At 73.4% G+C, this 24274-nt stretch carries 26 protein-coding genes; 12 read left to right on the plus strand and 14 right to left on the minus strand.

Annotated elements, in window-relative coordinates:
• Nucleotides 1-10 precede the first annotated feature (10 nt).
• From AB0M28_RS10880 to AB0M28_RS10915, 8 genes are all read right to left on the minus strand, one after another.
• On the minus strand, nucleotides 11-592 hold the full coding sequence (locus tag AB0M28_RS10880; protein ID WP_365401147.1) for a hypothetical protein: 582 nt from the start codon (nucleotides 590-592) through the stop codon (nucleotides 11-13).
• Complete coding sequence (locus AB0M28_RS10885) at nucleotides 580-1869, minus strand: DUF58 domain-containing protein (RefSeq protein WP_365401150.1); 1290 nt, start codon at nucleotides 1867-1869, stop codon at nucleotides 580-582. Before AB0M28_RS10885 ends, AB0M28_RS10880 begins: the two co-directional genes overlap by 13 nt.
• A 37-nt stretch (nucleotides 1870-1906) precedes the next feature.
• Nucleotides 1907-2860: a MoxR family ATPase gene (locus AB0M28_RS10890; protein WP_365401232.1), complete on the minus strand. Its 954-nt coding sequence runs from the start codon at nucleotides 2858-2860 to the stop codon at nucleotides 1907-1909.
• A 62-nt stretch (nucleotides 2861-2922) separates the two neighbouring features.
• A complete protein-coding gene (locus tag AB0M28_RS10895; RefSeq protein WP_365401153.1) occupies nucleotides 2923-3459 on the minus strand; it encodes a hypothetical protein in 537 nt (178 codons plus the stop codon).
• The gene (locus AB0M28_RS10900; protein ID WP_365401156.1) at nucleotides 3456-4292 is read right to left on the minus strand and encodes a DUF4129 domain-containing protein; all 837 of its coding nucleotides are present in this window, start codon (nucleotides 4290-4292) and stop codon (nucleotides 3456-3458) included. The genes AB0M28_RS10895 and AB0M28_RS10900 overlap by 4 nt, the downstream gene beginning before the upstream one ends.
• 5 nt (nucleotides 4293-4297) lie before the next feature.
• Nucleotides 4298-4714, minus strand: coding sequence for a hypothetical protein (locus tag AB0M28_RS10905; RefSeq protein WP_365401159.1), 417 nt, complete (start codon nucleotides 4712-4714; stop codon nucleotides 4298-4300).
• Between the two features lie 100 nt (nucleotides 4715-4814).
• Entirely contained in the window at nucleotides 4815-6893 is a 2079-nt protein-coding gene (locus AB0M28_RS10910; protein ID WP_365401162.1) for a tetratricopeptide repeat protein, read from the minus strand.
• Nucleotides 6894-7047: 154 nt separating this feature from the next.
• A complete protein-coding gene (locus tag AB0M28_RS10915) occupies nucleotides 7048-7773 on the minus strand; it encodes a type 1 glutamine amidotransferase (protein WP_365401165.1) in 726 nt (241 codons plus the stop codon).
• 132 nt (nucleotides 7774-7905) lie between these two features.
• On the opposite strand from AB0M28_RS10915, the gene AB0M28_RS10920 reads away from it, so the two are divergent.
• Genes AB0M28_RS10920 through AB0M28_RS10930 form a run of 3 tightly spaced genes read left to right on the plus strand, consistent with a single transcriptional unit; the run spans nucleotide 7906 to nucleotide 11453 of the window.
• Nucleotides 7906-8430, plus strand: coding sequence for a GNAT family protein (locus AB0M28_RS10920; protein ID WP_365401168.1), 525 nt, complete (start codon nucleotides 7906-7908; stop codon nucleotides 8428-8430).
• Nucleotides 8431-8487: 57 nt separating this feature from the next.
• Nucleotides 8488-9996 carry an FtsW/RodA/SpoVE family cell cycle protein gene (locus AB0M28_RS10925; protein ID WP_365401171.1) on the plus strand — a complete coding sequence of 503 codons (1509 nt, stop codon included), beginning with the start codon at nucleotides 8488-8490 and terminating at the stop codon, nucleotides 9994-9996.
• Nucleotides 9993-11453 (plus strand): penicillin-binding protein 2, encoded by a 1461-nt coding sequence (locus AB0M28_RS10930; RefSeq protein ID WP_365401174.1) that lies wholly within the window; start codon nucleotides 9993-9995, stop codon nucleotides 11451-11453. Before AB0M28_RS10925 ends, AB0M28_RS10930 begins: the two co-directional genes overlap by 4 nt.
• A gap of 68 nt (nucleotides 11454-11521) precedes the next feature.
• Here the strand turns inward: AB0M28_RS10930 and AB0M28_RS10935 are convergent, their stop codons facing one another.
• Both AB0M28_RS10935 and AB0M28_RS10940 read right to left on the minus strand, forming a co-directional pair.
• Nucleotides 11522-11995: a DUF3291 domain-containing protein gene (locus tag AB0M28_RS10935; RefSeq protein WP_365401177.1), complete on the minus strand. Its 474-nt coding sequence runs from the start codon at nucleotides 11993-11995 to the stop codon at nucleotides 11522-11524.
• A gap of 34 nt (nucleotides 11996-12029) precedes the next feature.
• A complete protein-coding gene (locus AB0M28_RS10940; RefSeq protein WP_365401180.1) occupies nucleotides 12030-13136 on the minus strand; it encodes a diiron oxygenase in 1107 nt (368 codons plus the stop codon).
• A gap of 121 nt (nucleotides 13137-13257) precedes the next feature.
• On the opposite strand from AB0M28_RS10940, the gene AB0M28_RS10945 reads away from it, so the two are divergent.
• The 3 genes from AB0M28_RS10945 to AB0M28_RS10955 all read left to right on the plus strand — a co-directional run bounded on the left by AB0M28_RS10945 (nucleotide 13258) and on the right by AB0M28_RS10955 (nucleotide 15246).
• A complete protein-coding gene (locus AB0M28_RS10945) occupies nucleotides 13258-14166 on the plus strand; it encodes a diiron oxygenase (RefSeq protein WP_365401183.1) in 909 nt (302 codons plus the stop codon).
• An 80-nt stretch (nucleotides 14167-14246) separates the two neighbouring features.
• Nucleotides 14247-14969: a TetR/AcrR family transcriptional regulator gene (locus AB0M28_RS10950; protein WP_365401186.1), complete on the plus strand. Its 723-nt coding sequence runs from the start codon at nucleotides 14247-14249 to the stop codon at nucleotides 14967-14969.
• Nucleotides 14970-15006: 37 nt separating this feature from the next.
• Entirely contained in the window at nucleotides 15007-15246 is a 240-nt protein-coding gene (locus AB0M28_RS10955; protein WP_365401235.1) for a hypothetical protein, read from the plus strand.
• Nucleotides 15247-15303: 57 nt separating this feature from the next.
• Here the strand turns inward: AB0M28_RS10955 and AB0M28_RS10960 are convergent, their stop codons facing one another.
• The gene (locus AB0M28_RS10960) at nucleotides 15304-15882 is read right to left on the minus strand and encodes a TetR/AcrR family transcriptional regulator (protein WP_365401190.1); all 579 of its coding nucleotides are present in this window, start codon (nucleotides 15880-15882) and stop codon (nucleotides 15304-15306) included.
• 91 nt (nucleotides 15883-15973) lie between these two features.
• Between AB0M28_RS10960 and AB0M28_RS10965 the strand changes: the two genes are divergently transcribed.
• From AB0M28_RS10965 to AB0M28_RS10980, 4 genes are all read left to right on the plus strand, one after another.
• Nucleotides 15974-16420: a DUF1772 domain-containing protein gene (locus AB0M28_RS10965; RefSeq protein ID WP_365401193.1), complete on the plus strand. Its 447-nt coding sequence runs from the start codon at nucleotides 15974-15976 to the stop codon at nucleotides 16418-16420.
• A gap of 26 nt (nucleotides 16421-16446) precedes the next feature.
• Nucleotides 16447-16893, plus strand: a complete 447-nt coding sequence (locus tag AB0M28_RS10970) for a DUF4267 domain-containing protein (protein WP_365401196.1) — start codon at nucleotides 16447-16449, stop codon at nucleotides 16891-16893.
• Between the two features lie 322 nt (nucleotides 16894-17215).
• On the plus strand, nucleotides 17216-18379 hold the full coding sequence (locus tag AB0M28_RS10975; RefSeq protein ID WP_365401199.1) for a PQQ-binding-like beta-propeller repeat protein: 1164 nt from the start codon (nucleotides 17216-17218) through the stop codon (nucleotides 18377-18379).
• Nucleotides 18380-18474: 95 nt separating this feature from the next.
• Nucleotides 18475-19092, plus strand: coding sequence for a hypothetical protein (locus AB0M28_RS10980; RefSeq protein ID WP_365401202.1), 618 nt, complete (start codon nucleotides 18475-18477; stop codon nucleotides 19090-19092).
• A 30-nt stretch (nucleotides 19093-19122) separates the two neighbouring features.
• Here AB0M28_RS10980 and AB0M28_RS10985 read toward each other — a convergent pair whose 3' ends face one another.
• Complete coding sequence (locus tag AB0M28_RS10985) at nucleotides 19123-19557, minus strand: roadblock/LC7 domain-containing protein (RefSeq protein WP_365401205.1); 435 nt, start codon at nucleotides 19555-19557, stop codon at nucleotides 19123-19125.
• Nucleotides 19557-21254 carry an ATP-binding protein gene (locus AB0M28_RS10990; RefSeq protein ID WP_365401208.1) on the minus strand — a complete coding sequence of 566 codons (1698 nt, stop codon included), beginning with the start codon at nucleotides 21252-21254 and terminating at the stop codon, nucleotides 19557-19559. Before AB0M28_RS10990 ends, AB0M28_RS10985 begins: the two co-directional genes overlap by 1 nt.
• 461 nt (nucleotides 21255-21715) lie before the next feature.
• On the opposite strand from AB0M28_RS10990, the gene AB0M28_RS10995 reads away from it, so the two are divergent.
• Complete coding sequence (locus AB0M28_RS10995; protein ID WP_365401211.1) at nucleotides 21716-22561, plus strand: protein phosphatase 2C domain-containing protein; 846 nt, start codon at nucleotides 21716-21718, stop codon at nucleotides 22559-22561.
• Nucleotides 22562-22602: 41 nt separating this feature from the next.
• Here AB0M28_RS10995 and AB0M28_RS11000 read toward each other — a convergent pair whose 3' ends face one another.
• Entirely contained in the window at nucleotides 22603-23037 is a 435-nt protein-coding gene (locus AB0M28_RS11000) for a MarR family transcriptional regulator (RefSeq protein WP_365401214.1), read from the minus strand.
• Between the two features lie 302 nt (nucleotides 23038-23339).
• On the opposite strand from AB0M28_RS11000, the gene AB0M28_RS11005 reads away from it, so the two are divergent.
• The gene (locus tag AB0M28_RS11005; RefSeq protein ID WP_365401217.1) at nucleotides 23340-24170 is read left to right on the plus strand and encodes a lysozyme; all 831 of its coding nucleotides are present in this window, start codon (nucleotides 23340-23342) and stop codon (nucleotides 24168-24170) included.
• The last annotated feature ends 104 nt before the right edge of the window (nucleotides 24171-24274 follow it).

Below are 24274 nucleotides of genomic sequence, written 5' to 3' on the forward strand. Positions count from 1 at the left end.
GGACAGGCCGTCAGCGGCGCCGCGACCACCCGGTCGGACGAGGACCGGACCCAGCAGCCCGCCCCACCGCCACCGCGAAGGCCCCCGCCACCGCCGCCACGCCCAGCGCCAGCAGCCACGCCCGTCCCGGCACCGGCACGGCGGAGAGGGCCGACGCCGCCAGCAGCACGGCCACCGCTCCCAGCGCCGCCGGCCAGTGCACCGCCCGCCAGGTCCGGGCGGCGTACGCCTGCAGCGCCACGAGGTAGCCCACGATCGCCAGCCCCACGGCGGCCACCAGCGGATACGGCACCCGCTCCCCGTCCGCGGGCACGGCGGCCGCCAGCCCGAGGACGGCGGCGGTCATCACGCCCGTACCGCCCCGGCCCCGGCGCAACAGGGCGCTGCCCAGCGCGGGTACGCCGATCAGGCCGACGACCAGCGGCGCGACGACGACCAGCACCTCCTCGCTGCCCGACCGGCCCGCCGCGACGCCGAGCGCCAGCAGTCCGCCCCCGGTGAGCAGCACCGCCACGCCGGCCGACAGCGCGCCGGACCCGCCCCGCTCCCCCTCGCCCCGCCCGAAGGACCCGAACCGGTTCACCTCCGCCACCGCCCCTCCACCGGCCGCCGCGCCGCCGCCCCCAGCACCGACCGCAGCGGCTCCGACCCGTCCCAGCGGACCACCGGCACCCCCCACCGTCCGATCTCGTACACGTCCGCCGCCCTGTCCAGCCGCCACAGCCGCAGGGCGAGTTCGTGCACCGCCGCCTTCCCGTCGCCCCGGCCGGGCTCCGCCGTGAGCACGTCCACGACCACCAGCGGATGCCCGCGGCGACGCAGGTCGAGGGCCGTGAGCCGGGCCCGTTCACCGAGCAGCGGAGTGAAGTAGACGACGAGCGCGCCCGCGGGGAGGACGGTGCGCGGCAGCCGGTCCAGGGCCGGTTCGCCGGGGGTGTCCTCCACCTGGATGTCGAGGACCGCCTCCGCGATCCGCTGCAGCTGGTGTCCGCCGATGCCCGGGGGGACTCCCCGGACGGATCCGCCGGCCGCGACCAGCCCGACGCGCTCGCCGCGCGCCAGATGGGCCGCCGCCAGGCCCGACGCGCCCCGTACGGACAGGTCGAGCGAATCGTGCCCGAAGGTCCCCGCCCGCTGCAGGGTGTCGAGCACGAGCACCACGTCGTAACTGCGCTCCTCCTGCCGCACCGTCACGTGCGGCGCCCTCCGCCGCGCGCTGACCGCCCAGTTGACGCGCCGCGGCCGGTCGCCCGGCTGGTACGGGCGGATCGCCTCGAACTCGACGCCCTCGCCCGGCACCGGCGCGGGATGCTCGCCGATCCGCCGCGGCAGGACGGCCGGTGTCAGCGCGGCCTCCACGGGCTCGGGTTCCGGCAGGACGGCGAGGTAGAGCGATCCCGTCGCGAGCTCCCTCTGGCGCAGTCCGCCCGCCGTCGAGGCCCGTACGCGCGCGGGGCCCACGGTCGCCCGGCCCCAGCGCAGGGCCCGTACCTCCCAGCGCAGTACGGCGTTGGCGACGGGTTCGCGGGGCAGGTCGGGACGTCGCACCAGGCCGACGTCCGGCGGCAGTTCGAGACCGCACCACGTCAGCCGCACCGGCGCGGCGAACCGGACCTCGACCGCGATCTCGAAGACCTCCCCCTCCACGCAGCGCAGCGCGCGGAAGGACGGCACCGCCACGCCCTCCGGGAGCGCGCGCCCCCGCTCCGCGCCGAAGGCGAGCCACCACAGGAGCGGCGCCGCGACGACCGCCAGATCCGCCCGCCGCAGCAGTACGGCCGGCACGAGCGCCGCCACGGCGGGCAGCAGACACCACCGGACGAGCGGACCGGCCCGCCAGCCGTTCACCGAACCGGAACCCACCCCCATCGAACCGCCGTCCCTCATCCCTCCGAACCGCCGCCCCTCATCCCCCCGGCACCGTCGCCGGAACCGGCACCTCCCCCAGCACCTCCGCGACCACGTCGTCACCGGTGATCCGTCTGACCCACTGCTCCGGCCGCAGCACCACCCGGTGCCCGAGCACCGGAACGGCGACGGCCTTCACGTCCTCCGGCCGTACGAAGTCCCGCCCCGCCAGCAGCGCGTGCCCCCGGGCGCACTGCAGCAGCGCCAGCGTGGCCCGCGGGCTCGCGCCCACCTCCGTGGCCGAATGGGTGCGGGTGGCCTCGGCGACGGCCACCAGGTACTCCAGCAGATCGTCGGCGACCTCGACGTCCTCCACCGACCGCCGCATCGCCAGCACCGTCCCGGCGTCCACCACCGGCTCCACCCGCGGCGGTTCCGGCGTACCGCTGCGCAGCCGGCGGCGCAGCAGCTCCACCTCGTCCCGCCGGTCGGGGTAGCCGAGGCGCACCCGGGCGATGAAGCGGTCGAGCTGCGCCTCCGGCAGCGGATACGTGCCCTCGAACTCGATCGGGTTGTCGGTGGCCAGGACGACGAACGGCTCCGGCAGCGGATGCGTCTCCCCGTCCGCGCTGACCTGGTGCTCGCTCATGGCCTCCAGCAGGGCGGCCTGCGTCTTGGGCGGTGTGCGGTTGATCTCGTCGGCGAGCAGCAGCTGGGTGAAGACCGGTCCGGGGCGGAAGGACAGCTCACCGGAGCGGGGGTCGTAGATCTGCGCGCCGGTGAGGTCGGCGGGCAGCAGGTCGGGGGTGAACTGCACGCGGGTGAAGGTGAGTCCGAGCGCGGTGGCGAAGGAGCGCGCCATCAGGGTCTTCCCCAGACCGGGCAGGTCCTCCAGCAGGACGTGTCCGGAGCTGAGGATGCCGATCAGGACGAGCCGCAGCGCGTCGCGCTTTCCGACGACAGCCCGCTCGACCTCGTCCAGGACGGCGTCGGCGAGCGCGGCACACCGCACGGGGTCGACGGCCGGGACGGCGGTGACGGCCGCGGCTCCGGACGCCGCGGCTCTGCCAGATGTCACAAGTCCTCCAGTCGTTGTACGAGTCGGGCCACCTCGCCCAGCGGTACGGCGTCCGCGGCGCGGTCGGTGGCGTCGGGGCGGGCGGGATCGACCAGCGCGTACAGCCGGTCACCGAGCGCCTCGCGGGCGGCGGGCGGCTCGCGTTCCAGGTCGATGCCGCGCCGCTCCAGCAGCCGTGCGGCCGTGACACGGGTGAGGGCGGGGCGCGTGTTCCTGTCGAAGTGCGGGGCGGAGACCTGGCCCCAGGAGAGACGGTTGTAGAGCCCGCGGTAGCGGCTGTACGGATCGTGCCGCGGCGCAAGCCCCGGGCGCGGGGGCGGGTGCGGGAACACCGGGAGCCGGTCGCGGGCGAGGCGGAGGAGCGTCAGCACGCACACCGTCACGGTCACCCCGACCAGCCCCTCGGCGCCCGCGACCATCCAGCCGCTGGCGAGGGAGGCGATGGCGAGGCAGCCGGCGGCCACGAGGAAGGCCGCCTCGTACCGGGCGGCCCCCGGCGGGCGGGCGACGCCGCGTCCACGCACCGCCCTCATCCGGCCCTCCACGTCTCGCGCTGCCGTCGCAGCGCCCGTCCGGCGCGCTCGCTGTCGGCGCCGGTGACGGGGTGCGTGCTGTAACGGGCGGCGGCGTACAGGGCGCCGAGTTGCTCCGCGTCCGCCGTCGGCAGACCGCCGCGGCGGGCCCGGCGCAGGAGTTCGTCCGGCGTCTCGGCCGGCCGCCGGGTGACTCCGGCCGCGCGGGACAGCACGGCTTCCAGGGCGGCGTACGCGGCGATGACGGCGCCGCGGTGATCCTCGGTGGGAGCGCCGCCGCGGGGGACGCGTCGGGCGCGTCGCGGCGCATCGGCGGCCTCCGGCTCCGGGGCGTCCTCCTCCTCGTCCGGGACGGCGCCCTCCCGGGCGAGGCGCAGCGGCCCGCCCTCCTCGAGGAGTTCGCGGGACCGCAACCGGCGGTACAGCAGGTACGCGAACAGCAGGACCGCCAGCAGGGCGAGGGATGCCACCGACGCGTACATCAGCCCGTCGGCGGGCAGTTCGGCGTCCCTCGGCGGTGTGCTGTCGCGGCTCCGGGGCGGACGCGGCTCGATGGCGTTACGGAGGGTCCACTGCTCGATCACCACCAGCACGCCCACGCAGAGCGCCGCCAGCACCACGGCCGAGGGCAGCGAGCGCAGGCCGTTGCGCGCCACGATCAGCGCCAGCAGGCCCACCGCCAGCGGCAGTCCGACCCAGAGCCCGGAGCCGCCGGGCAGCGACTCGCCCCGCGCGCCCGGGTGGAACCCCTCCCCGGCCCGCAGGCCCAGCACCGCGAGGGCGACGAGCAGCAGCACGGCGCCCCCGCGCGGAACCGTCCACCAGGTCCTCACAGGGGTCAGGTCATCACACCTGCGGGCAGCTCCGTAACCCCGCGGTCCCGACCTTCACCGGCTTCCCGTCCCGCCGGGGGCTCGGGAACGGGCTCCTGGGCGGGGAGGTCCCCCTCCCCGCCCGGCCCGTCCTCCTCGCGCGCCCTGCCGGCCGCCCGCAGGGCCATACGGGCCGCGACGACGCCCTCCGTGAGCGTCTCCCAGTACGGATGGATGGAGATCTGGATCGACAGCTCCCGGAACCGCTTGCGCAGCACCGCCTCCCGCCTCGCCAGTTCAGGGGTCCAGCCGCGGCCGTCCCGGTACGTGACGCCGGCGGCGTCCGTCCAGGGGCGCAGCGGCAGCTCGTCCAACTGCCGCTCCACGGCGAACCACTCGCGTTTCGCCTGCAGCAAATCCTCCGGGAAGTCGTAGTCGTTCACACGTCGCATCATACTGGTGTTCGATTTTTCGATGCCAGTGGAACACGCCGACCCGGTCGCACCGGTCCGTCAGATCCGTTGCGCAGGCCACACCGGTCCGTCAGATCCGCTGCACCGGCCGCACCTGGTCGCCCTCCAGCGCCACCGCCACGGTCCCCGCCAGGCTGAGCGCCGCGCCCTCGCGGAACGCCGCTCCGTACGCCTCCTCGCCCAGGGCCTCGCGGGCCAGGCGCAGGCCCCGCTCGTGCGGCTGGTTGAAGTACGCCGAGCCGAAGAGCGGCACCCCGACGTTCCGCCAGATCCGGCCCGCGGCCCCCTGCAGCCGTGCGGCCCGGCCCGCGTCGCCCTCCAGCGCGGCGATCAGCGCCAGCAGCTCCAGGGGCAGCACCATGCCCACGAGATCCCGGAATTGATGGTTGACCTCCAGGCATTCCCGGGCCAGCTCGGCCGCCTCCTTCAGGCGCCCGGCGGACAGCTCGGCAAAGGCGAGCACATACAACGCATAGGCCTTTGCCCAGCGCTCCCCATAAACCTCGCAGATATACCGCGCCTCTTCGCAGAGATTGACAGCGTCCGACAGCCGCCCCTGGAATGCCACCGCCATCGCGAGTTCGATTCTGGCCATGGCGACATTGCTGTTGAGCTCCGCCAGGTCCGCGTACCGCCGCAGCGCGTCCTCGAAGAGCGGCTCGGCCGCCGCGTGCTCGTCGCCGATCAGCCGGGCGCAGCCCAGCCGGTGCACCGCGTACGCCAGCGCGCGGTCGTCGCCCAGGCGGAGCGCCTGCGTACGGCACTCCTCGAGCAGCCGTACGGACGACTCCGCGTCGCCCTGGAGGATGGCCACGTAACCGGCCACCCAGAGCGCCTTGGCGCGGTCGGGGGTGCGGATCGGGTCGAGCGCCAGGCCCCGGTCGAGCCAGTAGCGGCCCTCGCCCAGCAGTCCGCAGCCAACCCAGTAGAACCACAGCGCCCCGGCCAGCCGCAGCCCCATCTGCTCGTGCCCGGGGGTGCGGAGGCAGTAGTCGAGGGCGGCGCTCAGCTGCTCGTGCTCGCGGGCGGTGCGGCGGAAGACCGCCGCCTGGCCGGGGCCCCACCACTCCCGCTCGCCGCCCTCGGCGAGTTCCAGGCACCAGTCCCGGTGCCGGACCAGCAGCTCGTCCCGCGCACCGAGGGCACGCAGCCAGACCTCGCCGTACGCGCGGACGGTGTCGAGCATCCGGTAACGGCCGGTGTCGTCGACGCGGGTGAGGATCGACTTCTCCACGAGGGCGCCGATCAGCTGGTCGACGTCCTCCAACTCCTCCCCCGCGCACACGGCCTCCGCCGCCTCCAGCGAGAAGTCCCCGGCGAAGACGGACAGCCGGGCCCACAGCAGCCGCTCCGGCGGCGTGCACAGCTCGTGGCTCCAGCCCACCGCCGTACGCAGTGCCCGGTGCCGCGGGTCGAGGCCGGCGGAGCCCTCCTCGTCCGCGGTCAGTTCACCGAACCGGTCGTCCAGCCGGCCGAGCACCTCACCCGGCGTCTGGTCGCGCAGCCGGACGGCCGCGAGTTCGACGGCCAGCGGCAGGCCCTCGAGGCGCCGGCAGATCTCGACGGCCGCCTCGCGGTCCTTCGGGCCGAGGATGCGGTCCGGCGCGGCGGCGGCAGCCCGCGCGGCGAACAGGGCGACGGCATCGGGCTCGACGGGCAGCGGATCGACGATCAGCAGCCGCTCCCCCGGCACGCCGAGAGGCTGGCGGCTGGTGGTCAGGATGTGCAGCCGCGGAGCGGCGCGCAGCAGACGGGTGGCGAGTTCGGCGACCTGGTCCAGCAGGTGCTCGCAGGTGTCCAGGACGAGCAGCAGCGTCCTGTCCGACAGATGGGCGGCGAGCACGTCGGCGCGCGGACGGGTGGTGTGGTCCGTCAGCTGAAGGGCGGCGGCGACGGCGTGCACCACCAGGCCCGGATCGCGTACCCCCGACAGCTCGGTCAGATGGGCGCCGTCGGGGAAGCGGGCGGCCAGCGTCTCCACCGCCCGGCGGGCGATACGGGACTTGCCGACACCGCCCACGCCGGTGAGCGTGACCAGCCGGGTCTCACCGAGAAGATTTCCGAGCGCCGAAAGCTCTTCCTCCCGGCCGATGAAACCCGTGTGTCCGGTGGGGGTTTTCCGTCCCGAGCCGGCGTCTCTGCCGCTCATTCCCGGCCCCTTTCCGGTCGGCCGCCGAATAACAGGGGCATCGTATCGGCGATCCCGGGGGCCGTTCACCACTCGGTAATTACGTGCACACGATCCGGTACGAAGCATTAGACTCGGCCGATCAGGCGTTCGCCCGCGTGCGGCGCCCGTACTCTCAGGAGGCCGCGCCCCTCACAACTCCCGCGAAGCGCCGCGCCACCTCCCGCCATACCGCGACCGCGGCCGGTTCGTCGCGCTCGGCCCGGTCCGCCACCTCCCCCGCGTCGAGGCCGAACCCCCTGAGCCCCTCCGCGTCCCAGCCGCGCAGCCTGGCGGCGTCCACCTCGGGGTGGAACTGCAGCCCCCACGCGGCCGGTCCGCAGCGGAACGCCTGGTAGGGACAGTTGTCGCTCTCGACCAGCCACTGCGCGCCGGCGGGCAGTTCGGTGATCGTGTCCACATGGCGCTCGATCGCGGTGGGGTGCGCCGGCAGGCCGGCGAACAGCGGGTCGCTCCCGGCCTCGGCGCGCAGCGTCAGCCGGGTGCTGCCCACCTCCGGGGTGCCGTGCTGCGCCTTGACGGCGCCGCCGGCGATCTGCGCGAGGAGCTGGCCGCCGAGGCAGATGCCGAGATAGGGCACGCCTCCGCGCAGCGCGGCGGCGGCGAGGGGGCGGGTGTCGGCGAGCCAGGGCATGCGCTCGAAGTCGTCGGGCATGGCGGCGCCCCCGAGCACGATCAGCGCCTGGTGTCCGTCGAGTCGGGAGGGCAGCGGTTCCCCGCGGTACGCGTGGACGACGTCGGGCCGCAGTCCGTCCTCGGCCAGCCAGGTGGCGAGCCGGCGCGGGCCGCCGTCAGGGCCGTTCTGGACGATGAGTACGCCGGCAGCGGGTGCGGAGGACATCCCGGCACGGTACGCCGCGCCCCGCGCGCCGCGCCAGGGGTCTTCGCCCGGGGCGCAATCCCGTTGTACCAGGCACGAAGGCCGTGATACCCATGCCGGGTTCGATGCACAGATCGTGGAAGGGGCGGGTTCATGCCGCGCGGGGAACAGGTCGTATTGCGTGCCATGGGGCCGGGGGACGCCGAGTCGCTGTGGCGGTGGAACCACGACCCCGAGGTCATGCGGTGGATGGACGACACCTATCCGGGGACGGTCGAGCACGCGCGCACGTTCCTCGCGGAGCGGCCGCGCAGCACCTACGGCGATCTGCTGCTGGGCGTCGAGGCGATCGCCGACGGCACCCTGATCGGCCTGGTCACGCTGCGCGAGACCGAGCCGGAGAAGGGCATCGCGACCCTCGACATCTATCTCGGCGAGAAGGAGTACTGGGGCCGCGGGTACGCCACCGACGCGATGCGCACGGTGTGCCGTTACGGGTTCGACGACATGCGGCTGCACAAGATAACGCTGACCGTCGTCACCGAGAACCACTCCGCCCGCAGGGTGTACGAGAAGGTCGGCTTCGTCGAGGAGGGCCGCCTGCGCGAGGTCTTCCGGCGCGACGGCAAGTGGTTCGACGTGTACACCATGGGGCTGCTGGAGGGCGAGCTGCGGTAACACGGGAAGCAGGGGGATATACCGGACAAACCCCCCACCCCTTGTTACCGTCCCCGCATGACCACCACCGCCGAGGCCCCGGCCCCCCGGGAGGCCGGTCCGCAGCCGGCCGAGGCGTTACGGCGCCGGGGCGGCGCCCAGCTGCTCCTGCTGGCGCTGGCGGTGGGCACCACCTGGTTCGGCTATGTGTGCACGGGCTTCGCCCTGGAGGGCCGGCCGCCCCCGGACGCGTGGAGCTTCGCCGCGTTCGAGGGCGCCCTCGCGCTGGTGGCGCATCTGCTCGTACGGCGCTTCGCCCCGTATGCCGACCCCCTGCTGCTGCCGATCCCGCTGCTGCTGAACGGCATCGGCCTGATCCTCATCGACCGTCTGGACCGGGTCACTCCCGGCCACCAGGCGGCCCCCGCGCAGCTGGTGTGGTCGGCGCTGGGTCTGGCCGGCTGCCTCGCGCTGCTCGTCGCGCTCCCGGGCCACCGCCGGCTCGCCCGCCTCTCCACGCCGTGCGCCATCGCCGCGCTGGTGCTGATGGCGGCGCCCATCTTCTTCCCGCCCGTCAACGGGGCCCGGATCTGGATCCGTGCCGGCGGCTTCTCGCTGCAGCCGGGCGAGTTCGCCAAGGTGCTGCTGGCCGTCTTCTTCGCCGCGTACCTCGCGCACAACCGGCAGGCCCTCACGTACGTCGACGGCCGCCGCATCCGCGGCATCCATCTGCCGCCGCGCAGCGTGCTGGGGCCGATCTTCTCCGTCTGGCTGGTGAGCCTCGCGGTGCTGCTGCTGGAGCGGGACCTGGGCGCCTCGCTGCTGTTCTTCGGGCTGTTCGTAGTCATGTTGTACGTCGCCACGTCGCGGCCGGGGTGGATGGTCGTCGGCCTGCTGCTGTCGGTGGCGGGGGCGTTCGTGGTCGGCACGCTGGAGCCGCACGTCGGGGTGCGGGTCTCCGACTGGTTGGCGCCCTTCGGCTCGATCGACGAGGGTGACGGCGCGGGCCAGCTCGCACAGTCGCTGTTCGCGTTCGCCCACGGCGGGCTGCTGGGTACGGGGCTGGGCCAGGGCGACTCGGTGCTGATCGGGTTCGCGAACAAGTCGGACTTCATCCTGTCCACCGCCGGCGAGGAGCTGGGCCTGTCGGGCCTGACGGCGCTGCTCCTGCTGTACGCCCTGCTGGTAAGCCGGGGGCTCCGGGCGGCGATCCTGCTGCGGGGCGACGCGTTCGGGACGCTGCTGGCCACGGGGCTGGCGGTGATCGTGCTGCTGCAGGCGTTCGTGATCTCGGGCGGGGTGACGGGGCTGATCCCGCTGACGGGGATGGCGATGCCCTTTCTGGCGCAGGGGGGTTCGTCGGTGGTGACGAACTGGGCGATCGCCGGCCTGCTGATCCGGCTCAGCGACGCCGCGCGGCGGCCGGCGGCGCCCGCCGCCGTACGGGAGCCCGGGGAGGCCGCCGGGTCCGAGGAGGTCCGGAGCCCGCAGGAGACCTCAGAACCTCAAGAGACCCAGGTGACCCAGAAAGCCGAGGACTCCCAGCAGCCCCAGACCTCCGAGGACCCCCAGGACCCCCGCCCGTGATCCGCTGCATCCGCCACGTGGCGGCCTTCGGCCTGCTGCTCCTCCTCGCCCTCCTGGTCAACGCGTCCCGCATCCAGGTCTTCCACGCCGAGGACTACGGCGACAATCCCGCCAACCGCCGCAACGCCATCGCCCGCTGGGGGCAGCCGAGGGGCGACATCTACGCCGGCGGCGTCCGGCTCACCGGCTCCGTCGACACCGGCGAGGGGCTGCGCTACGAGCGCACGTATCTGGAGGGCGAACTGTTCGCCCCGGTCACCGGATACGCCTCCCAGCTGTACGGGACGACGATGCTGGAGGCCGCCGAGGACGCCGCGCTCTCCGGGCGGGACAGCCGGCTCGCCCCGCTGCCCCTGTGGGGCGACCTCACCCGCAAGCTCCAGCCGGGCGCCCAGATCCACACGACCGTCGACCCGCGGCTACAGCGGGCGGGGTACGAGGCGCTGGGCGGGCGCAAGGGCGCGGTGGTCGCGATCGAGCCGGCCACCGGCCGGATCCTGGCGCTGGTCAGCAGTCCGTCGTACGACCCGGGGGTGCTCTCCGGCAACTCCTCGCGGGTGACGGAGGCCTGGGAGGGGCTGCTGGCGGATCCCGGCCAGCCGCTGCTGAACCGGGCGACCCGCCAGACGTACCCCCCGGGTTCGACGTTCAAGGTGGTCACCGCGGCTGCGGCGCTCAACACCGGCATCGTGGGGAACATCGACGCACCGACCCGCACCCCCAGTCCGTACAACCTCGTGGGCACCCGCACGCTGCTGCGCAACGAGGCCTCGGGCTGTGCGGACGCCCCGCTGCGGGATGCCTTCACGGCCTCCTGCAACACGGTCTTCGCCAAGCTCGGCGCCATGGTCGGTACGCCGGAGATGGCGCGTACGGCCACCGCGTTCGGCTTCAACGACGACGGGCTGAAGATCCCGTCGCCGGTGCTGCCCAGCGTGTTCGGCGACGATATGGACGCGGCGCAGGTCGCCCTGTCGTCGATCGGGCAGTTCGACACCCGGGCGACGCCACTGCAGATGGCGTCGGTGGCGGCGACCGTGGCCAACGGCGGTATCCGGATGCGGCCGTATCTGGTCGACCGGATCGCCGACGGCGACGGCGAGACGGTCGCCGAGAACCGGCCGGAGGCGGTGGGCGGCCCGGTGATGCACGGGTTCACGGCGGAGCTGCTGCAGGAGATGATGGTCGACACGGTCCAGGGGGGCACGGGCACCCGCGCGGCGATCGAGGGCGCGGTCGTCGGCGGCAAGACGGGCACGGCCCAGAACGGCGTGGACAACTCCCGCAAGCCCTACGCCTGGTTCGTCTCCTGGGCGAAGTCCCCCGACGACCAGGTCCCCCGCGTCGCGGTGGCGGTGGTCGTCGAGGACGCGGAGGCCCGCCGCGCGGACATCAGCGGCGGCGGCTCGGCGGCCCCGGTGGCCCGCGAGGTGATGATCGCGGCGCTGGGCGGTTGAGCGGCGGGGGCGCCACGTCATCAGGGTCTCGCCCAGGAGCTGCGTATGGTGAGGCCGGCGTCGGGTGCTCAGGCGTGGCCGGGGTCCTCCGGCGCGAAGGTGTCGCGCAGGGTGAACGCGTACGGGGTCGGGCCGTGCTCGTACAGATGGCGCAGGCGCTTCTCCGCCTCGGGCACGTCCGGCGTGTGGTCGGCCGGCACCCACCACAGCGCGGTCACCGCCCGGTCGAGCTTCTCGAACCACTCGCGGCGGCGGCGCAGCAGGTCCCGGTGCTGCCCGGCATACATGAAGGCCGTGAGTGAGTCGACATCGCGCCAGACCGACATGTTGACCAGCATCCACTCGTCGCCGAAGATCCGCAGATCCGTCGCGTCGTCCCCGTATCCCTGCAGCCGCCAGACGAAGCCGTCGGCCGCGTCCGCCACCGCGTTGACCGGTTCGAGTCCGGCGACGAAGTCCGCCAGCTGCGGGGAGTCCAGCGGGAAGCGGAGGCGGGCGATGTTGACCTGGGCGAGCCGCGGCGGCGCTTCGGTTCGAGTCATACGGCGACCGTAGTCCGCCGCGCCGCCCGGCGCGTCAGCTGTCCGCGCCCTGGGCTATCGCCTCCGCCACCTCCGCCGTGCGGGCCTGCTCCTCCGCCGCGAAGCGTTCGGCGTCGAGGCGTTCGGCTATCTCCTCGTCCTCCCTCATCAGGGCGTCGAGGTTGGAGTCGCCCAGTTCGAAGACGCCCATGTCGACGTACGCGCGCTGCAGGCGCTCGCCCCACAGGCCGATGTCCTTCACGCACGGGACGATGCGGCTGAACAGCAGGGCGCGGAAGAGCTGGAGGTACTCCGAGCGCTCGCTGTACTCGTGCGCCTCGGCCGGCGGGATGCCGAAGTTCTCCAGCACCTCCGTGCCGCGCAGCCGGTCGCGCATCAGATAGCAGCCCTCGATCACGAACTCCTCGCGCTCGCGGAGCTCCCTGTCGGAGAGCTGCTTGTAGTAGTCCCGCAGCGCCATCCGCCCGAAGGCCACATGACGGGCCTCGTCCTGCATGACGTAGGAGAGGATCTGCTTGGGCAGCGGCTTGTCCGTCGTGTCGCGCAGCATGCCGAACGCCGCCAGCGCCAGGCCCTCGATGAGCACCTGCATGCCCAGGTACGGCATGTCCCAGCGCTGGTCGCGCAGGGTGTCGCCGAGGAGGGAGGCGAGGTCGTCGTTGACCGGGTACAGCATCCCGATCTTGTCCTTGAGGAAGCGGCTGTAGACCTCCGCGTGCCGCGCCTCGTCCATGGTCTGGGTGGCGGAGTAGAACTTGGCGTCGAGGTCCGGCACGGACTCGACGATCCGCGCGGCGCACACCATCGCGCCCTGCTCACCGTGCAGGAACTGGCTGAACTGCCACGAGCCGTAGTGCATGCGCAGCTCGCCCTTGTCGCGCTCGCTCATCTTGTCCCAGTACGGCGTGCCGTACAGGGTCATCGCCTCGTCGGGGACGCCCAGCGGGTCGTACGGGTCGACCTCGATCGACCAGTCGATGCGCTTGGCACCGTCCCACTGCTTGTCCTTGCCCTTCTGGTACAGGTTCAGCAGCCGCTCGCGGCCGTCGTCGTACTCCCAGCTGAGGCGGGCGGCGCCGGACGCCGGCACCTGCCAGAGCATCTCGTCGGGGGTGTGCGTGTACTGGTCGCGCGTCGTCATCGACGCCTCCAAGTTCCCGTCACGGGGCAATCGTTGGCAGAGTCACATAACCGTTACCGGTGAGTCAACAAAGTGTGCGCAGGGGATTGACGCTCTTACTGACAGTCAGTCTCATAGAGACATGACGACCTTCGACACGCTCGGCGCGCTCAAGGACCGCGAGGCGACCGCCCGCAGGCTGCTCGAGGCCTCCGCCAAGCACTCCTTCGACCCCGACAAGGAGCTCGACTGGGACGCGCCGTGGGAGGACGGCAAGTGGTTCTGGCCGCCGGAGCTGGTCTCCCTCTACGACACCCCGATGTGGCGGCGGATGCCGGAGGAGCAGCGCCATCTGCTCGCCAGGCTGGAGGGGGCGGCGCTGGCCTCGCTCGGCATCTGGTTCGAGATCATCCTGATGCAGCTGCTGACGCGGCACATCTACGACAAGAAGCTCACCAGCGACCACGTCCGGTACGCCCTGACGGAGATCGCCGACGAGTGCCGGCACTCGATGATGTTCGCCCGGGTCGTCAAGAAGGCCGGGGTCGAGCCGTACCCGGTCTCACGGCTGCACCACAACCTGGCCCGTGTACTGAAGACCGTCTCCACCACCCCGGGGTCCTTCACCGCGACCCTGCTCGGCGAGGAGATCCTCGACTGGATGCAGCGGCTGGTCTTCCCCGACGAGCGGGTGCAGACGCTGGTGCGCGGGGTGACGCGGATCCACGTGGTGGAGGAGGCGCGGCATGTGCGCTACGCCCGCGAGGAGTTGCGGCGGCAGATGAAGACCGCCCCGCGCTGGGAGCTGGAACTCACCCGGATCACGTCCGGCGAGGCGGCCCGGGTGTTCTCCGTGGCGTTCGTGAACCCGCGCGTCTACACGGACGCGGGCCTGGACCGGAGCGAGGCCCTGGCCCAGGTGCGGGCCAGCGCCCACCGCCGGGAGGTGATGCGGACGGGCGCGAAGCGGCTGACGGACTTCCTCGACGAGATCGGCCTGCTGCGGGGGGCGGGGCGGCGGCTGTGGCGGAGTTCGGGGTTGTTGGGGTGAACGCGCCACCGGGTGCGGGTCCGGCCGTGGGGGCGTCCCCCGCGCGGGTCCGTGTCGGCGCGGGGAGTTACGCTCAGGGCATGAGCCAGGTCGCCTACCGCAGGCTGAGCGTGGAGCAGCGGCGACGCCAGCTGCTGGAGGCCGCCCTCGGCCTCTTCGCCCACCGCGCCCCCGAAGACGTCTCGCTGGACGACGTGGCCGCCTCCGTCCAGGTGTCGCGGCCGCTCGTCTACCGCTACTTCCCCGGGGGGAAGCAGCAGCTGTACGAGGCCGCGCTGCGCAGCGCGGCCGACCAGCTGGAGGGGTGCTTCGCGCAGCCGCAGTCCGGGCCGATGTCGTCCCGGCTGGCCCAGGCCCTGGACAGCTATCTGGCCTTCGTGGACGAGCACGACGCGGGATTCAAGGCCCTGCTGCAGGGCGGCAGCGTGGTGGAGACCAGCCGTACGTCGGCCATCGTGGACGAGGTGCGGCGCTCGGCGGCCGAGCAGATCCTGTTCCATCTCGACGTGCCCGAGCCCGGGCTGAAGCTGCGGATGATGATCCGCACCTGGATCACGGCGGTCGAGGGCGCGTCCCTGATATGGCTCGATGAGGGCAAGCAGCCGCCGCTGTCGGAGCTGCGGGACTGGCTGGTCGACCAGTTCATCGCGCTGCTGACCGTGACCGCGGCCCGGGACCGGCAGTGCGCGGAAGTCGCCAAGCGGTGCCTCGCGCTGGAGGGCGGCGACGGACCCGTGGGCGATCTGACGCGGCGCGTCCTGCCCGTGGTCACCGAGGCCGCGCATCTGCTCTGGCAAGACTGACCCCGTGAACCAGGAAGTTCTCTTCAAGGGCGGCCCGATGGACGGCCGCACACTCCGGGTGATGACGGGGCTCACGGGGCATCCGCCCAAGTGGTACGAGATCCCCGTCCCGGACCCTTCCGGCGGCCCTCCGACGGTCTACGCGTACGCCCGCGAGGAGGCGCCGCGCGGGGGCCGGCTGCGGCTCGTCCGCGGCTGGGTCTACGTCTACGCCCCCGGCGGGCGTACGCGGCAGGCGATCCGGTGGCCTTGGGGGCGGCGGGACACGGCGGGCTGAGGGGCGGTGCGGCGGGGCCCGGTGTGCCCCGCCGCGTGTCCGGTCCGCCGGGGCGTGTCAGGCGATGGGGAGGCGGTCCACCAGTAGGTCCACCCTCGCCGCGGTGTACTCCGGCGGCAGCCGTCCCGCGCGGGTCAGGGTGGCCACCCCGTGCAGGGACGCCCAGAACACCTCGGTGAACAACCCCGGCTCGATGCCGTCCCCGGCGACCTCGCCCAGGCTCTCCATCAGCGCGGCGAAGGCGTCCTTGAGGGGTTCGGGGGTGTCCTCCCGCGCGTACGCCAGGCCGCCGTCGAGCTGGAAGATGGCGTCGTAGACCGCCGGGTTGCGTTCGGCGAAGTCGAGGTAGGCGCGGGCGAGGGCGGCGACCCGGGCGCGCGGGCCGTCCGCGGCGGCGGTCGCGGCGCGGACGGCCACGGCCATCTCGGTGGCGCCCTGGAGGGCCACGGCGCCGATGATCTCCCGTTTGCCGCGGAAGTGGCTGTAGAGGACGGGCTGGCTGTACTCGATGCGCTCGGCGAGCCGGCGGGTGGTGACCGCGTCCCAGCCCTGCTGCTCGGCGAGTTCGCGGGCCGTCGCCACGATGAGGCGTTCGCGCTCCGCCCGTTCGCGCTGTTTGCGTTCCTGTACCGACATGACTTGATCCTAGCATTGCTAGACAATCGAGCGTCAGTAGCGCTAGCGTTGCCTCATCAGCTAGCAATGCTAGATATCTGAAGGGGTCGTCATGCTCAACGCACTTGGGATCGTCACCACCGTGATCGTCGGCGTGATGGTGGGGGTGGAGTTCTCCGTCGCCTTCATCATGAACCGGATCCTGAACGCCCTGCCCGAGGACAGCGGCCAGCTCGGCCACGCCCACGGCGGCCGGATGCTCGGCGCCCTGATGCCGTTCTGGTACGTCGACTCGCTCGTCCTCAGCGCGATCTGGGCGGTCGCCGGTTGGCACCACGACGGCGCGGGGCTCGTCGTCGTCGCCGCCGGACTGCTGATCCTCAGCGTGGTGATGTCGGTCCTGCTGCTCGTCCCGATCAACAACCGGAACAAGACCTGGACCGCCGAGAACCGGCCCGCCGACTGGAAGCAGCAGCTGCACCGCTGGGAGCGCTACCACTACCTCCGCGTCGCGGTGATCATCGGCGCGTTCACGCTGCTCGTCACCGCCCTCGCCTGATCACCACGGTCGCAAGGAGAAGAACCATGTCGCTGAAGAAGTTCAACACCGTTCTGACCGCCGCCTTCATCCTCTTCATCCTCTGGTTCGGGACGGATTTCATCCTGAGTCCGGAGACGACGGCGCCCGGCTTCGGCCTGCCGAGCTGGCCGTCCGGCGACGGCGGCGGCTTCCTGGTCACCAAGGGGATACGCGACGTCGTCCTGGCCCTGGTCCTGGGCATCCTGCTGGTGACGGGCCACCGCAGGGCACTGGCGTGGGTGCTGCTGGTGGAGGCCTTCGCCGCGTACGGCGACATGGCCAACGTACTGGCGCACCACGGCTCCGTAACCACGGCGCTGGCCGTCCACGGCCTGACGGCGACGCTGATGGTGGCCAACGGCCTGCTGATGATGCGCGAAACCCGCGGAGTTGGACACGCGATGGCGCTGCGCGGCCCCGCACCTTCATCCCGCCCGGCACTTGAGGACTGATGGCCAGCGTGACCGGCCCCGATCCAGCCCGTCCGGCGCTTGAGGACTGAGGCGCGCAGCGCCGAACCGCGCCGCAGGCGCCGGCGGGACCGGACGCCTCCGGCGGGACCGGCACCGATCCCAGCCCGTCCGGCGTTTGAGGACGAGGCGCGCAGCGCCGACAGCGTCAGCCGACGCAAAGGCGACCTTCAACCCGTGCCACCCCCGGGCGTAGCCCGCCTGCCGCCGGAGGGCGGAAATCCACCCACCGGCGGGACGGAACCGCCCCGTCCCGCCGTAGCATCGGGGCCATGACCACCCGCCCGAGCCACCCGCACCGCCCGTGAGGGCGCCCGTGCGCCGGCGGGCGCTGCTGCTCGGCGGGGTCGCGATGGCCGGCGGCGGGGCCGGCGCCTGGTGGCTGCTGGCGGGGCGCGACGGACCACCGGCCAAGCCCTGGCACGCCCAGCCCATCAAGGCGTACGAGGCCGGCCCGCCGAGGCCCCTGTGGCGGCTCGACGGCATCGCCGCGGACACCGGTCCGCCACCCGTCCCCATCGGCCGGCGCGTCGCCTTCGCGGCCCGCGCCGGCGGCATCGCCACCCGTACCGTGGTCGCCGCCTCCGCCGGGTGGGCCTTTCCCGCCGCCGACGCCGGGCGGGGGATGCTGCCCGCCGCCGGACTGCTCGTCGCCGCCGACGAGAACGGCACCGTGCACGCCCTCGACCCGCGCAGCGGCCGCACCCGCTGGGCCTCCCCCGCGGCGCGCGCGCAGCGGCTGCTGGCCGCCGACCAGTTCACCCTGTACGTGATCACCCCGGACCACGATCTGCGCGCCGTGAGCCTGCGCGGCGGCGCGGTGCTGTGGACCCGGCCCTGCCCCGTGGAGCCCCTGGGGTCCTCGGACCGCCCCGGCGCCGAGCAGACACCGCGCGCCACCGCCGGCGCGGGGCGGTTGGTCGTCCACGACCGGACGGGGCACGCGGCGACGCTGGACGCGGAGAACGGCGTCGTCCTGTGGCAGCGCAAGGACCTCGGGCCCGGCCCGCTCACCCCCGTGATCGTCAAGCTCACGGTCTACCTCGCAGGAACGTCCCTCCTGGCGCTCTCACTGCCCGACGGCAAGGAGCACTGGCGCTCCCCCGGCAGCCCCTCCTGGGGCGAACCGGCGTACTACGACGGCCGGATCTACGCCCACGACGGCAGCCGGCTGCTCACCCTCGACCCGGCGAGCGGACGCCGGGCCGGCTCCCCGGTCCTCGACACCGACGACACGGGCGACACCGCCGACGCCATCGCCCCGTCCGCCCCCGTCGTCCAGCACCGGACGGTCTGCGTACTGCTGGGCCCCGACGGCTCGCAGGGGCTCGCGCTGTGCGATCTGCGCCGGCACACCCCGGCGTTCCTGCGGACGCCCGACGGGAGGACGCCGTGGCTGGTGGCCGGTTCGGGGAACCGGCTGTTCGCCCAGCACCGCGGCACGGTGCTGGCGCTCCCCGTGGTGTGAGGGCGACACCCGCGACGGGCATCCGATCCGCCGATCTGATTATCCGCCAGCGTGCTGCCGTAACCCCGCGGCCCCACCGTGCGACCCTCGCAGACATGCGCCGCCCCCTGCCACTGGTCGTCCTGTGCACCGCCCTGCTCGTCTGGCCCACGGGCTCCGCCGTCGCGGACCCGGGCGATCCGCCGGCGGCGCTGCCCGCGGGCGGGGTGCTCGGCCGCTTCCAGAAGCTGTACGCGCAGAAGGAGTCGGCGGCGGCCGAGTACGCCGCGCTCAGCGAGAAGCTGGACGCGCAGCGCGCCGCCCACGCCCGGGCGGACGGCGAGTTGGCCCTGGCGCGCGAGGAGCTGGCGGAGGGCCGGCGCAAGGCGGGCGTGCTGGCGCGCGAACAGTACCGGGGCACCGGCGGGTTCAGCCCGTATCTGGCGGTGCTGCTGTCGCGCGACCCGCAGACCGCGTTCGGCCGGGCGGCGGCCCTGGCCCGCGCGTCGGAGCACCAGGCGGCGATCCTGCGCGAGCTGTACCTCGCCGAACGGCGCCTGGACCAGCGCGCCACCACGGCGCGCACGGCGCTCGACAAGGCGCGCGGCCTCGCCGAACAGCGCAGGGAGCAGGGGCGGAAGGTGGCCGAGCAGATCGCGGAGGTGGAGGAACTGCTGGCCTCGCTCAGCCCCGACGAGGCGGCCGCCGCGGACCGGACCCTGCGGGGCGATTGACGCGGGCGGACCCCAGGAGCGGGCCCGCGGTCACGCGCCGGTCGGCGCCGGTGCCGTACGCAGTCGGCTGCGCAGCTGGGGGGTGAGGACGTGGCCGACGCGGCCGACGAACAGCGCCATGTGATAGCTGACCACGCTCATGTCCGCGTCCGGCGCCGTGAGAACACCCAGCAGCGCCCCGTCGCCGATCGTCATCACCAGCAGGCAGCCCTCGTCCATCGCCACCATCGTCTGCTTCACCGCGCCGCCGTCCATCAGCTCCGCGGCGCCCAGGGTCAGGCTGGCGAGACCGGAGACGACTGTGGCCAGTTCCGCTCCGTCGGCGGCCGTGGGGTCCGTCGAGAGCAGCGGCAGTCCGTCCGAGGAGACGACGACCACCGAGCGTACGCCCGGCGCCTCGGCCGCCAGACTGTCCAGCAGCCAGCGGAGGTTGTGGATCTCGGTCGTGGTCGTACCGGTGGTCATCAGGTCCCCTGTTCCCTGTCGTTGCTGCTTGGTCCCCGCTGTCCGAGCGCGCCCGTCTCGGCCGCCGCGGCCCGCCAGCCCTCCCGCGAGCCCTGCTGCAGTCCGGCGAGCCGCCGCCGTACCTGCGCCGCGTCCACGGGCGCACTGGGCGAGGGCGGGACGTTCGGCCGGGGCATGCCCCCCGGACGTGGCACGGGTGTACGGCGTGGAAGGGCGCCGCCGGACGCGGTCTCCGCCTGCTGCCACTGCCCCGGACGGGGCGCCGGACGGGCGGCGGCCTGCTCCGGCGCGGGAGCGGCCCTGGCGTGCTCGGGCGTCGCGGCATCGGCGTGCTCCACGGGCACGGGCTGCGGCTGCGGCTGCGGCTGCGACGGTACGGTGACCGGCATCGGGGCTGGGCCGGGCCGTGGAATGGGGCCAGGCTGCGGGCCGGGAGCCGACGGCGGGGCGGGAGGAGCCTGTGGTGCCGCAACCGGCTGCGGTACGGCGGACTGGTGCGGTACGGCGACAGGCGGCGGTACGGCGGACTGCTGCGGTACGACGACAGGCGGCGGTACGACCCCCGGCTCCGGCGCCGGTGCCTCAGGCGCCGCGACCACCAGCCGCGCCGGAAGGCGGACCTCCGCGGTCAGTCCGTGCGCCTGGGTGTGCAGCCTGACGCGCACGCCGTGCCGGCCCGCCAGCCTGGCCACGACGTACAACCCGAGACCGCGCTCCTCGCCCGCGGGCGGGCCCGGTTCGATCTCCATCAGCCGTTCGTTGAACTCCGCGAGCCGCTCGGCCGGCATGATGCCGATCCCCTCGTCCCGCACGGTGAGCATCAGCTCGCCGCCCTCCAGCAGCCGGCCGCCGAGCTCCACCTGACCGGTGGGCGGGGAGCAGGCGGTGGCGTTCTCCAGCAGCTCCGCGAGGAGATGGCTGGTGTCGCCGGACGCGAAGCCGTTCAGCTGCACCACGGGCAGGCCGGGGCGGATGACGACGCGCTGGTACGCCTCGATCTCCCCGACGGCGCCACGCAGTACGTCGATCAGCGGGACGTGCTCGCGCTTCGCCCCGCGCTGGTCGGCGCCCGCCAGAACCAGCAGGTTCTCGCTGTGGCGGCGCATACAGGCGGCGAGATGGTCGAGCTTGAAGAGCGTGTCGAGGCTGTCCGGATCCTGCTCGTGCTCCTCCAGCCGGTCGATGAAAGCCAGCTGGCGCTCGACCAGGCCGAGCGTACGGCGGGAGAGCCCGACGAACGTGCCCTGCACGCTGTCCTGCAGGCTCGCGATGCGCTGGGTGAGCGCGGCGCGCTCGCGCAGCAGGGTGTCGCGTTCGGCGGTGTGCGCGTCGCGGGTGTCGGCCAGCTCCGTGCGTACGGCGGTCAGCTGGACCGCGAGGGCGTCGCCGTCCTCGGTCGAGCGGCGGCCGTCCACGCGCCAGGCGTGGACGACGACGCCGACGGCGAGCAGCAGGCACAGGGCCAGCAGCACGCCCTCCAGCTGCAGTTCGCCCACGGCGTCCGCGTGCTGCGCGCCCGTACGGGCGGCGTTCCCGGCCCGGTACGACCCGGCGATGCCGGGGGCGCCCGCCGCGAGGACGGCGATGCCGACGACCACCAGTGCGGCGCGCAGCCGTACCGGCAGTCTGCGCGCACCGCGTCGCCTCTCGCGCCTGGTGGCGGCGCGGCCGGCGTGTGCGTTCTCGTGCGTGTGCACCCGAGCTCCTTCTCCCCAGGGGGTGCCCCCGTTTGCCCGGTTACCGACCCTCCCAGGGGCGGGGGAGGCAGTTGGGGCATATGCGGAACCCTCACCCGAACGAGTGCGCCCCGTGCTATGCGCCTCCGGCGCACCGTTCACCCGCCCACCCTTCCGGGGGCAACGCCCCGGGACCCCCGGCCCGGCGTGCGCACGCCGCGGCCGTCGGGGCCCCGTCACCCCGTCCGCCTGCGGTGGAGGCAGACCGGCCGGGCCCCGCCCGCGGCGCCGCGGGCGACCGGACGGTCCCGCCCGCACCCCTTCCCTCGGCCGGGCACCTCACGGGGAGCTGGGTACCCGGGTAACGGGGCCGTCCGGGCCCTCGGTTCGCGACGGGGGCGGGGGGAACGGGCCGCGGTCCCGTACCCGCGCGCCCTTGAGCCGCCCGCGGGCTTCGGCGCCGCGTGCTGCAGACTGGGATCATGCGTGTCGACGTGCATGGCGAGGGTGGCACCGCCGGTGTCGCCAACGAGGACCTGGCCGGTGTGGTCGTGCCCGCCGGCGGGCTGGGCGGGGCCGTGGTGGTGCTCGACGGCGTGACACCGCCCCGGGACGGCGTCACGGGGTGCGTGCACGACGTGCCGTGGTTCACCGCCCGGCTGGGCGGGGCCCTGCAGGAGCTCCTCGCCGCGCGGGCCGGATCGCTGCGCGAGGCCCTGGCGGACGCCGTCGCGCGGACCGCCGCCGCGCACGGCCCGGGGTGCGACCTGGGCCATGTGCGGACGCCGCAGGCCACCGTCGCCATGGCCCGCTGGGACGACGACCGCGTCGAGTATCTCGTCCTGTCGGACGCCGCATTGCTCGTCGAAGGGGCGGACGGCGAGGTCTCCCCCGTACTCGACCGCCGCCTGGACCAGCTGCCGGACCGCATCCGAAAGCAACGCGCCGCCGTGCGCGCCCTGCCCGAGGGGTCGCCGGAACGCGAGGCCGCCGGACGGGAGTACGCGCGGGCCGTCGAGGCCCTGCGCAACGCCGACGGCGGCTTCTACACCGCGGCCGCCGACCCCCGCGTCGCCGCGAAGGCCGTCGCCGGTGTCCTTCCCCGTTCCGAGGTGACCGCCTTCGCGGCGCTGACGGACGGCGCCACCCGGTACACGGAGGTGTTCCGGCTCGGGGACTGGGCCGAGCTGCTCGCCGTCCTGCGCAAGGAGGGGCCCGCGCAGCTCATCGCCCGCGTGCGCGCCGCGGAGAACGCCGATCCGGACCGTACGGCCCACCCCCGCGGCAAGACGCACGACGACGCCACGGCCGTGTACGTCGAGCTGTGACGTGCCGGGGGTGACGGAGATCCGCGGCGGAGGTGCGCGCCTCACCCCTCCGCGTTCAGCTCGTTGAACCGCCGCAGCAGCCGCGCCAGCTCCACCACCTCGTCGCGCTCCCACGCGGACAGCCGCCGTACCCACTGCTCGCGCCGCGCGGACCGCGCCTGCTCCACCCGCTGCCGTCCGCCGGCCGTCAGCCTGACGAGCGACGCCCGGCGGTCGTTCGGGTCGGCGGCACGCTCGATCAGTCCGAGCTCCTCCAGGGTCCGCAGCTGACGGCTCATTGTCGCTTTGCCGACACCGAAGTAGCAGGCGATGTCCGTCGCCCGCTGCTCACCCGACTCCGCGAGCCGGACCAGCAGTGCGTACGCCGCGGGCTCGAGCTCCGGATGGACCGACCGGGCGAGCTCGGCCGAGACCGCGCGGGCGCGCCGGTAGAAGACGGCCAACTCCGCCTCCAGGGCGCCGAGAACGTGGTCCACACCATTCCTGCCGTCCGGTTGCGCGGTCCCTGAGGCTCCGGTCCTGTGCACGTCAGCGCCCTCTTCCGGCCTTCAGATCCTGAAAGTTTTCTTCAGCGGCAGCCCTTAGCCGCAGCTCCGCCAGTATTTCGCAGGCGTAGACCAACGGCACCCCCGGGCACCTCTTCCGCACCGGCACCCCGGCCCCCTACGGTCTGCTCAGCACCAGCAGTGACATGGCCATGTAGATCGACTGGTCGATACATCGATGTCGATGTGACGACCGGGCCCCGAGGCACCCCACTCCTTGGAGGTAACCGCACATGACCCACCCCAGAGGATCACGAGCGGTCCGCCGGCCCCTCGCCGCCGTGATCGGTACGGTGCTCACCGCGCTCACCCTGCTCACCGCCTTCCTCACCCCCGCCCAGGCCGCCGACGACCCGATCAAGCGGGGCGAGGCGTACATGGGTGTCGGCGTGCAGAAGTACGAACCCGGCAGCGGCGGAACCCCCATCGCCATCCAGGCGACCGTCGAAGGCGTCGACGTCAGCAGCCACCAGGGCAACGTGGCCTGGTCCACGCTCTGGAACAGCGGCGTCCGCTGGGCCTACGTGAAGGCCACGGAGGGCAACTACTACACCAACCCCTACTTCGCGCAGCAGTACAACGGCTCGTACAACATCGGCATGATCCGCGGGTCGTACCACTTCGCGACGCCGAACGACTCGTCCGGCTACAACCAGGCCAACTACTTCGTCGACCACGGCGGCGGCTGGTCCGGGGACGGCAAGACCCTCCCGGGCGCGCTCGACATCGAGTACAACCCCTACGGCGCGACCTGCTACGGCAAGACGCAGAGCGCCATGGTCACCTGGATCCGCGACTTCATCAACCAGTACAAGGCGCGCACCGGCCGCTGGGCCGTGATCTACACGACCACCAACTGGTGGACCCAGTGCACCGGCAACTACGGCGGCTTCGCGGTCAACAACCCCCTGTGGATCGCCAAGTACTCCACCTCGCCGGGCACCCTGCCGGCCGGCTGGAGCTTCTACACCATGTGGCAGTACACCTCCACCGGCCCGACGGTCGGCGACCACAACAAGTTCAACGGCGCCTACGACCGCCTGCAGGCACTCGCGAACGGCTGACGTCCTTCCCCCGTCAGCCGCACGAACACCGCCGGCCTTCCCGGAGCTGCTCCTCCGGGCACCGCCCGCGTCTCCCTCACCGCCACCACCTCCGGCGCGACCGG

It is taken from the genome of Streptomyces sp. NPDC051940 (assembly GCF_040680895.1).
GTDB lineage: Bacteria > Actinomycetota > Actinomycetes > Streptomycetales > Streptomycetaceae > Streptomyces.

Excerpts from the sequence above, each read along its gene's own strand:
- AB0M28_RS10995 (WP_365401211.1), top strand. The coding sequence starts at position 21,716 with ATGCGTGTCGACGTGCATGGCGAGGGTGGCACCGCCGGTGTCGCCAAC.
- AB0M28_RS10950 (WP_365401186.1), top strand. The coding sequence starts at position 14,247 with ATGAGCCAGGTCGCCTACCGCAGGCTGAGCGTGGAGCAGCGGCGACGC.
- AB0M28_RS10965 (WP_365401193.1), top strand. The coding sequence starts at position 15,974 with ATGCTCAACGCACTTGGGATCGTCACCACCGTGATCGTCGGCGTGATG.
- AB0M28_RS10940 (WP_365401180.1), bottom strand. The coding sequence starts at position 13,136 with ATGACGACGCGCGACCAGTACACGCACACCCCCGACGAGATGCTCTGG.
- AB0M28_RS10955 (WP_365401235.1), top strand. The coding sequence starts at position 15,007 with ATGGACGGCCGCACACTCCGGGTGATGACGGGGCTCACGGGGCATCCG.
- AB0M28_RS10985 (WP_365401205.1), bottom strand. The coding sequence starts at position 19,557 with ATGACCACCGGTACGACCACGACCGAGATCCACAACCTCCGCTGGCTG.
- AB0M28_RS10920 (WP_365401168.1), top strand. The coding sequence starts at position 7,906 with ATGCCGCGCGGGGAACAGGTCGTATTGCGTGCCATGGGGCCGGGGGAC.
- AB0M28_RS10960 (WP_365401190.1), bottom strand. The coding sequence starts at position 15,882 with ATGTCGGTACAGGAACGCAAACAGCGCGAACGGGCGGAGCGCGAACGC.
- AB0M28_RS10980 (WP_365401202.1), top strand. The coding sequence starts at position 18,475 with ATGCGCCGCCCCCTGCCACTGGTCGTCCTGTGCACCGCCCTGCTCGTC.
- AB0M28_RS10925 (WP_365401171.1), top strand. The coding sequence starts at position 8,488 with ATGACCACCACCGCCGAGGCCCCGGCCCCCCGGGAGGCCGGTCCGCAG.
- AB0M28_RS10910 (WP_365401162.1), bottom strand. The coding sequence starts at position 6,893 with ATGAGCGGCAGAGACGCCGGCTCGGGACGGAAAACCCCCACCGGACAC.
- AB0M28_RS10895 (WP_365401153.1), bottom strand. The coding sequence starts at position 3,459 with ATGAGGGCGGTGCGTGGACGCGGCGTCGCCCGCCCGCCGGGGGCCGCC.
- AB0M28_RS10915 (WP_365401165.1), bottom strand. The coding sequence starts at position 7,773 with ATGTCCTCCGCACCCGCTGCCGGCGTACTCATCGTCCAGAACGGCCCT.
- AB0M28_RS10945 (WP_365401183.1), top strand. The coding sequence starts at position 13,258 with ATGACGACCTTCGACACGCTCGGCGCGCTCAAGGACCGCGAGGCGACC.
- AB0M28_RS10935 (WP_365401177.1), bottom strand. The coding sequence starts at position 11,995 with ATGACTCGAACCGAAGCGCCGCCGCGGCTCGCCCAGGTCAACATCGCC.
- AB0M28_RS11005 (WP_365401217.1), top strand. The coding sequence starts at position 23,340 with ATGACCCACCCCAGAGGATCACGAGCGGTCCGCCGGCCCCTCGCCGCC.
- AB0M28_RS10970 (WP_365401196.1), top strand. The coding sequence starts at position 16,447 with ATGTCGCTGAAGAAGTTCAACACCGTTCTGACCGCCGCCTTCATCCTC.
- AB0M28_RS10885 (WP_365401150.1), bottom strand. The coding sequence starts at position 1,869 with ATGGGGGTGGGTTCCGGTTCGGTGAACGGCTGGCGGGCCGGTCCGCTC.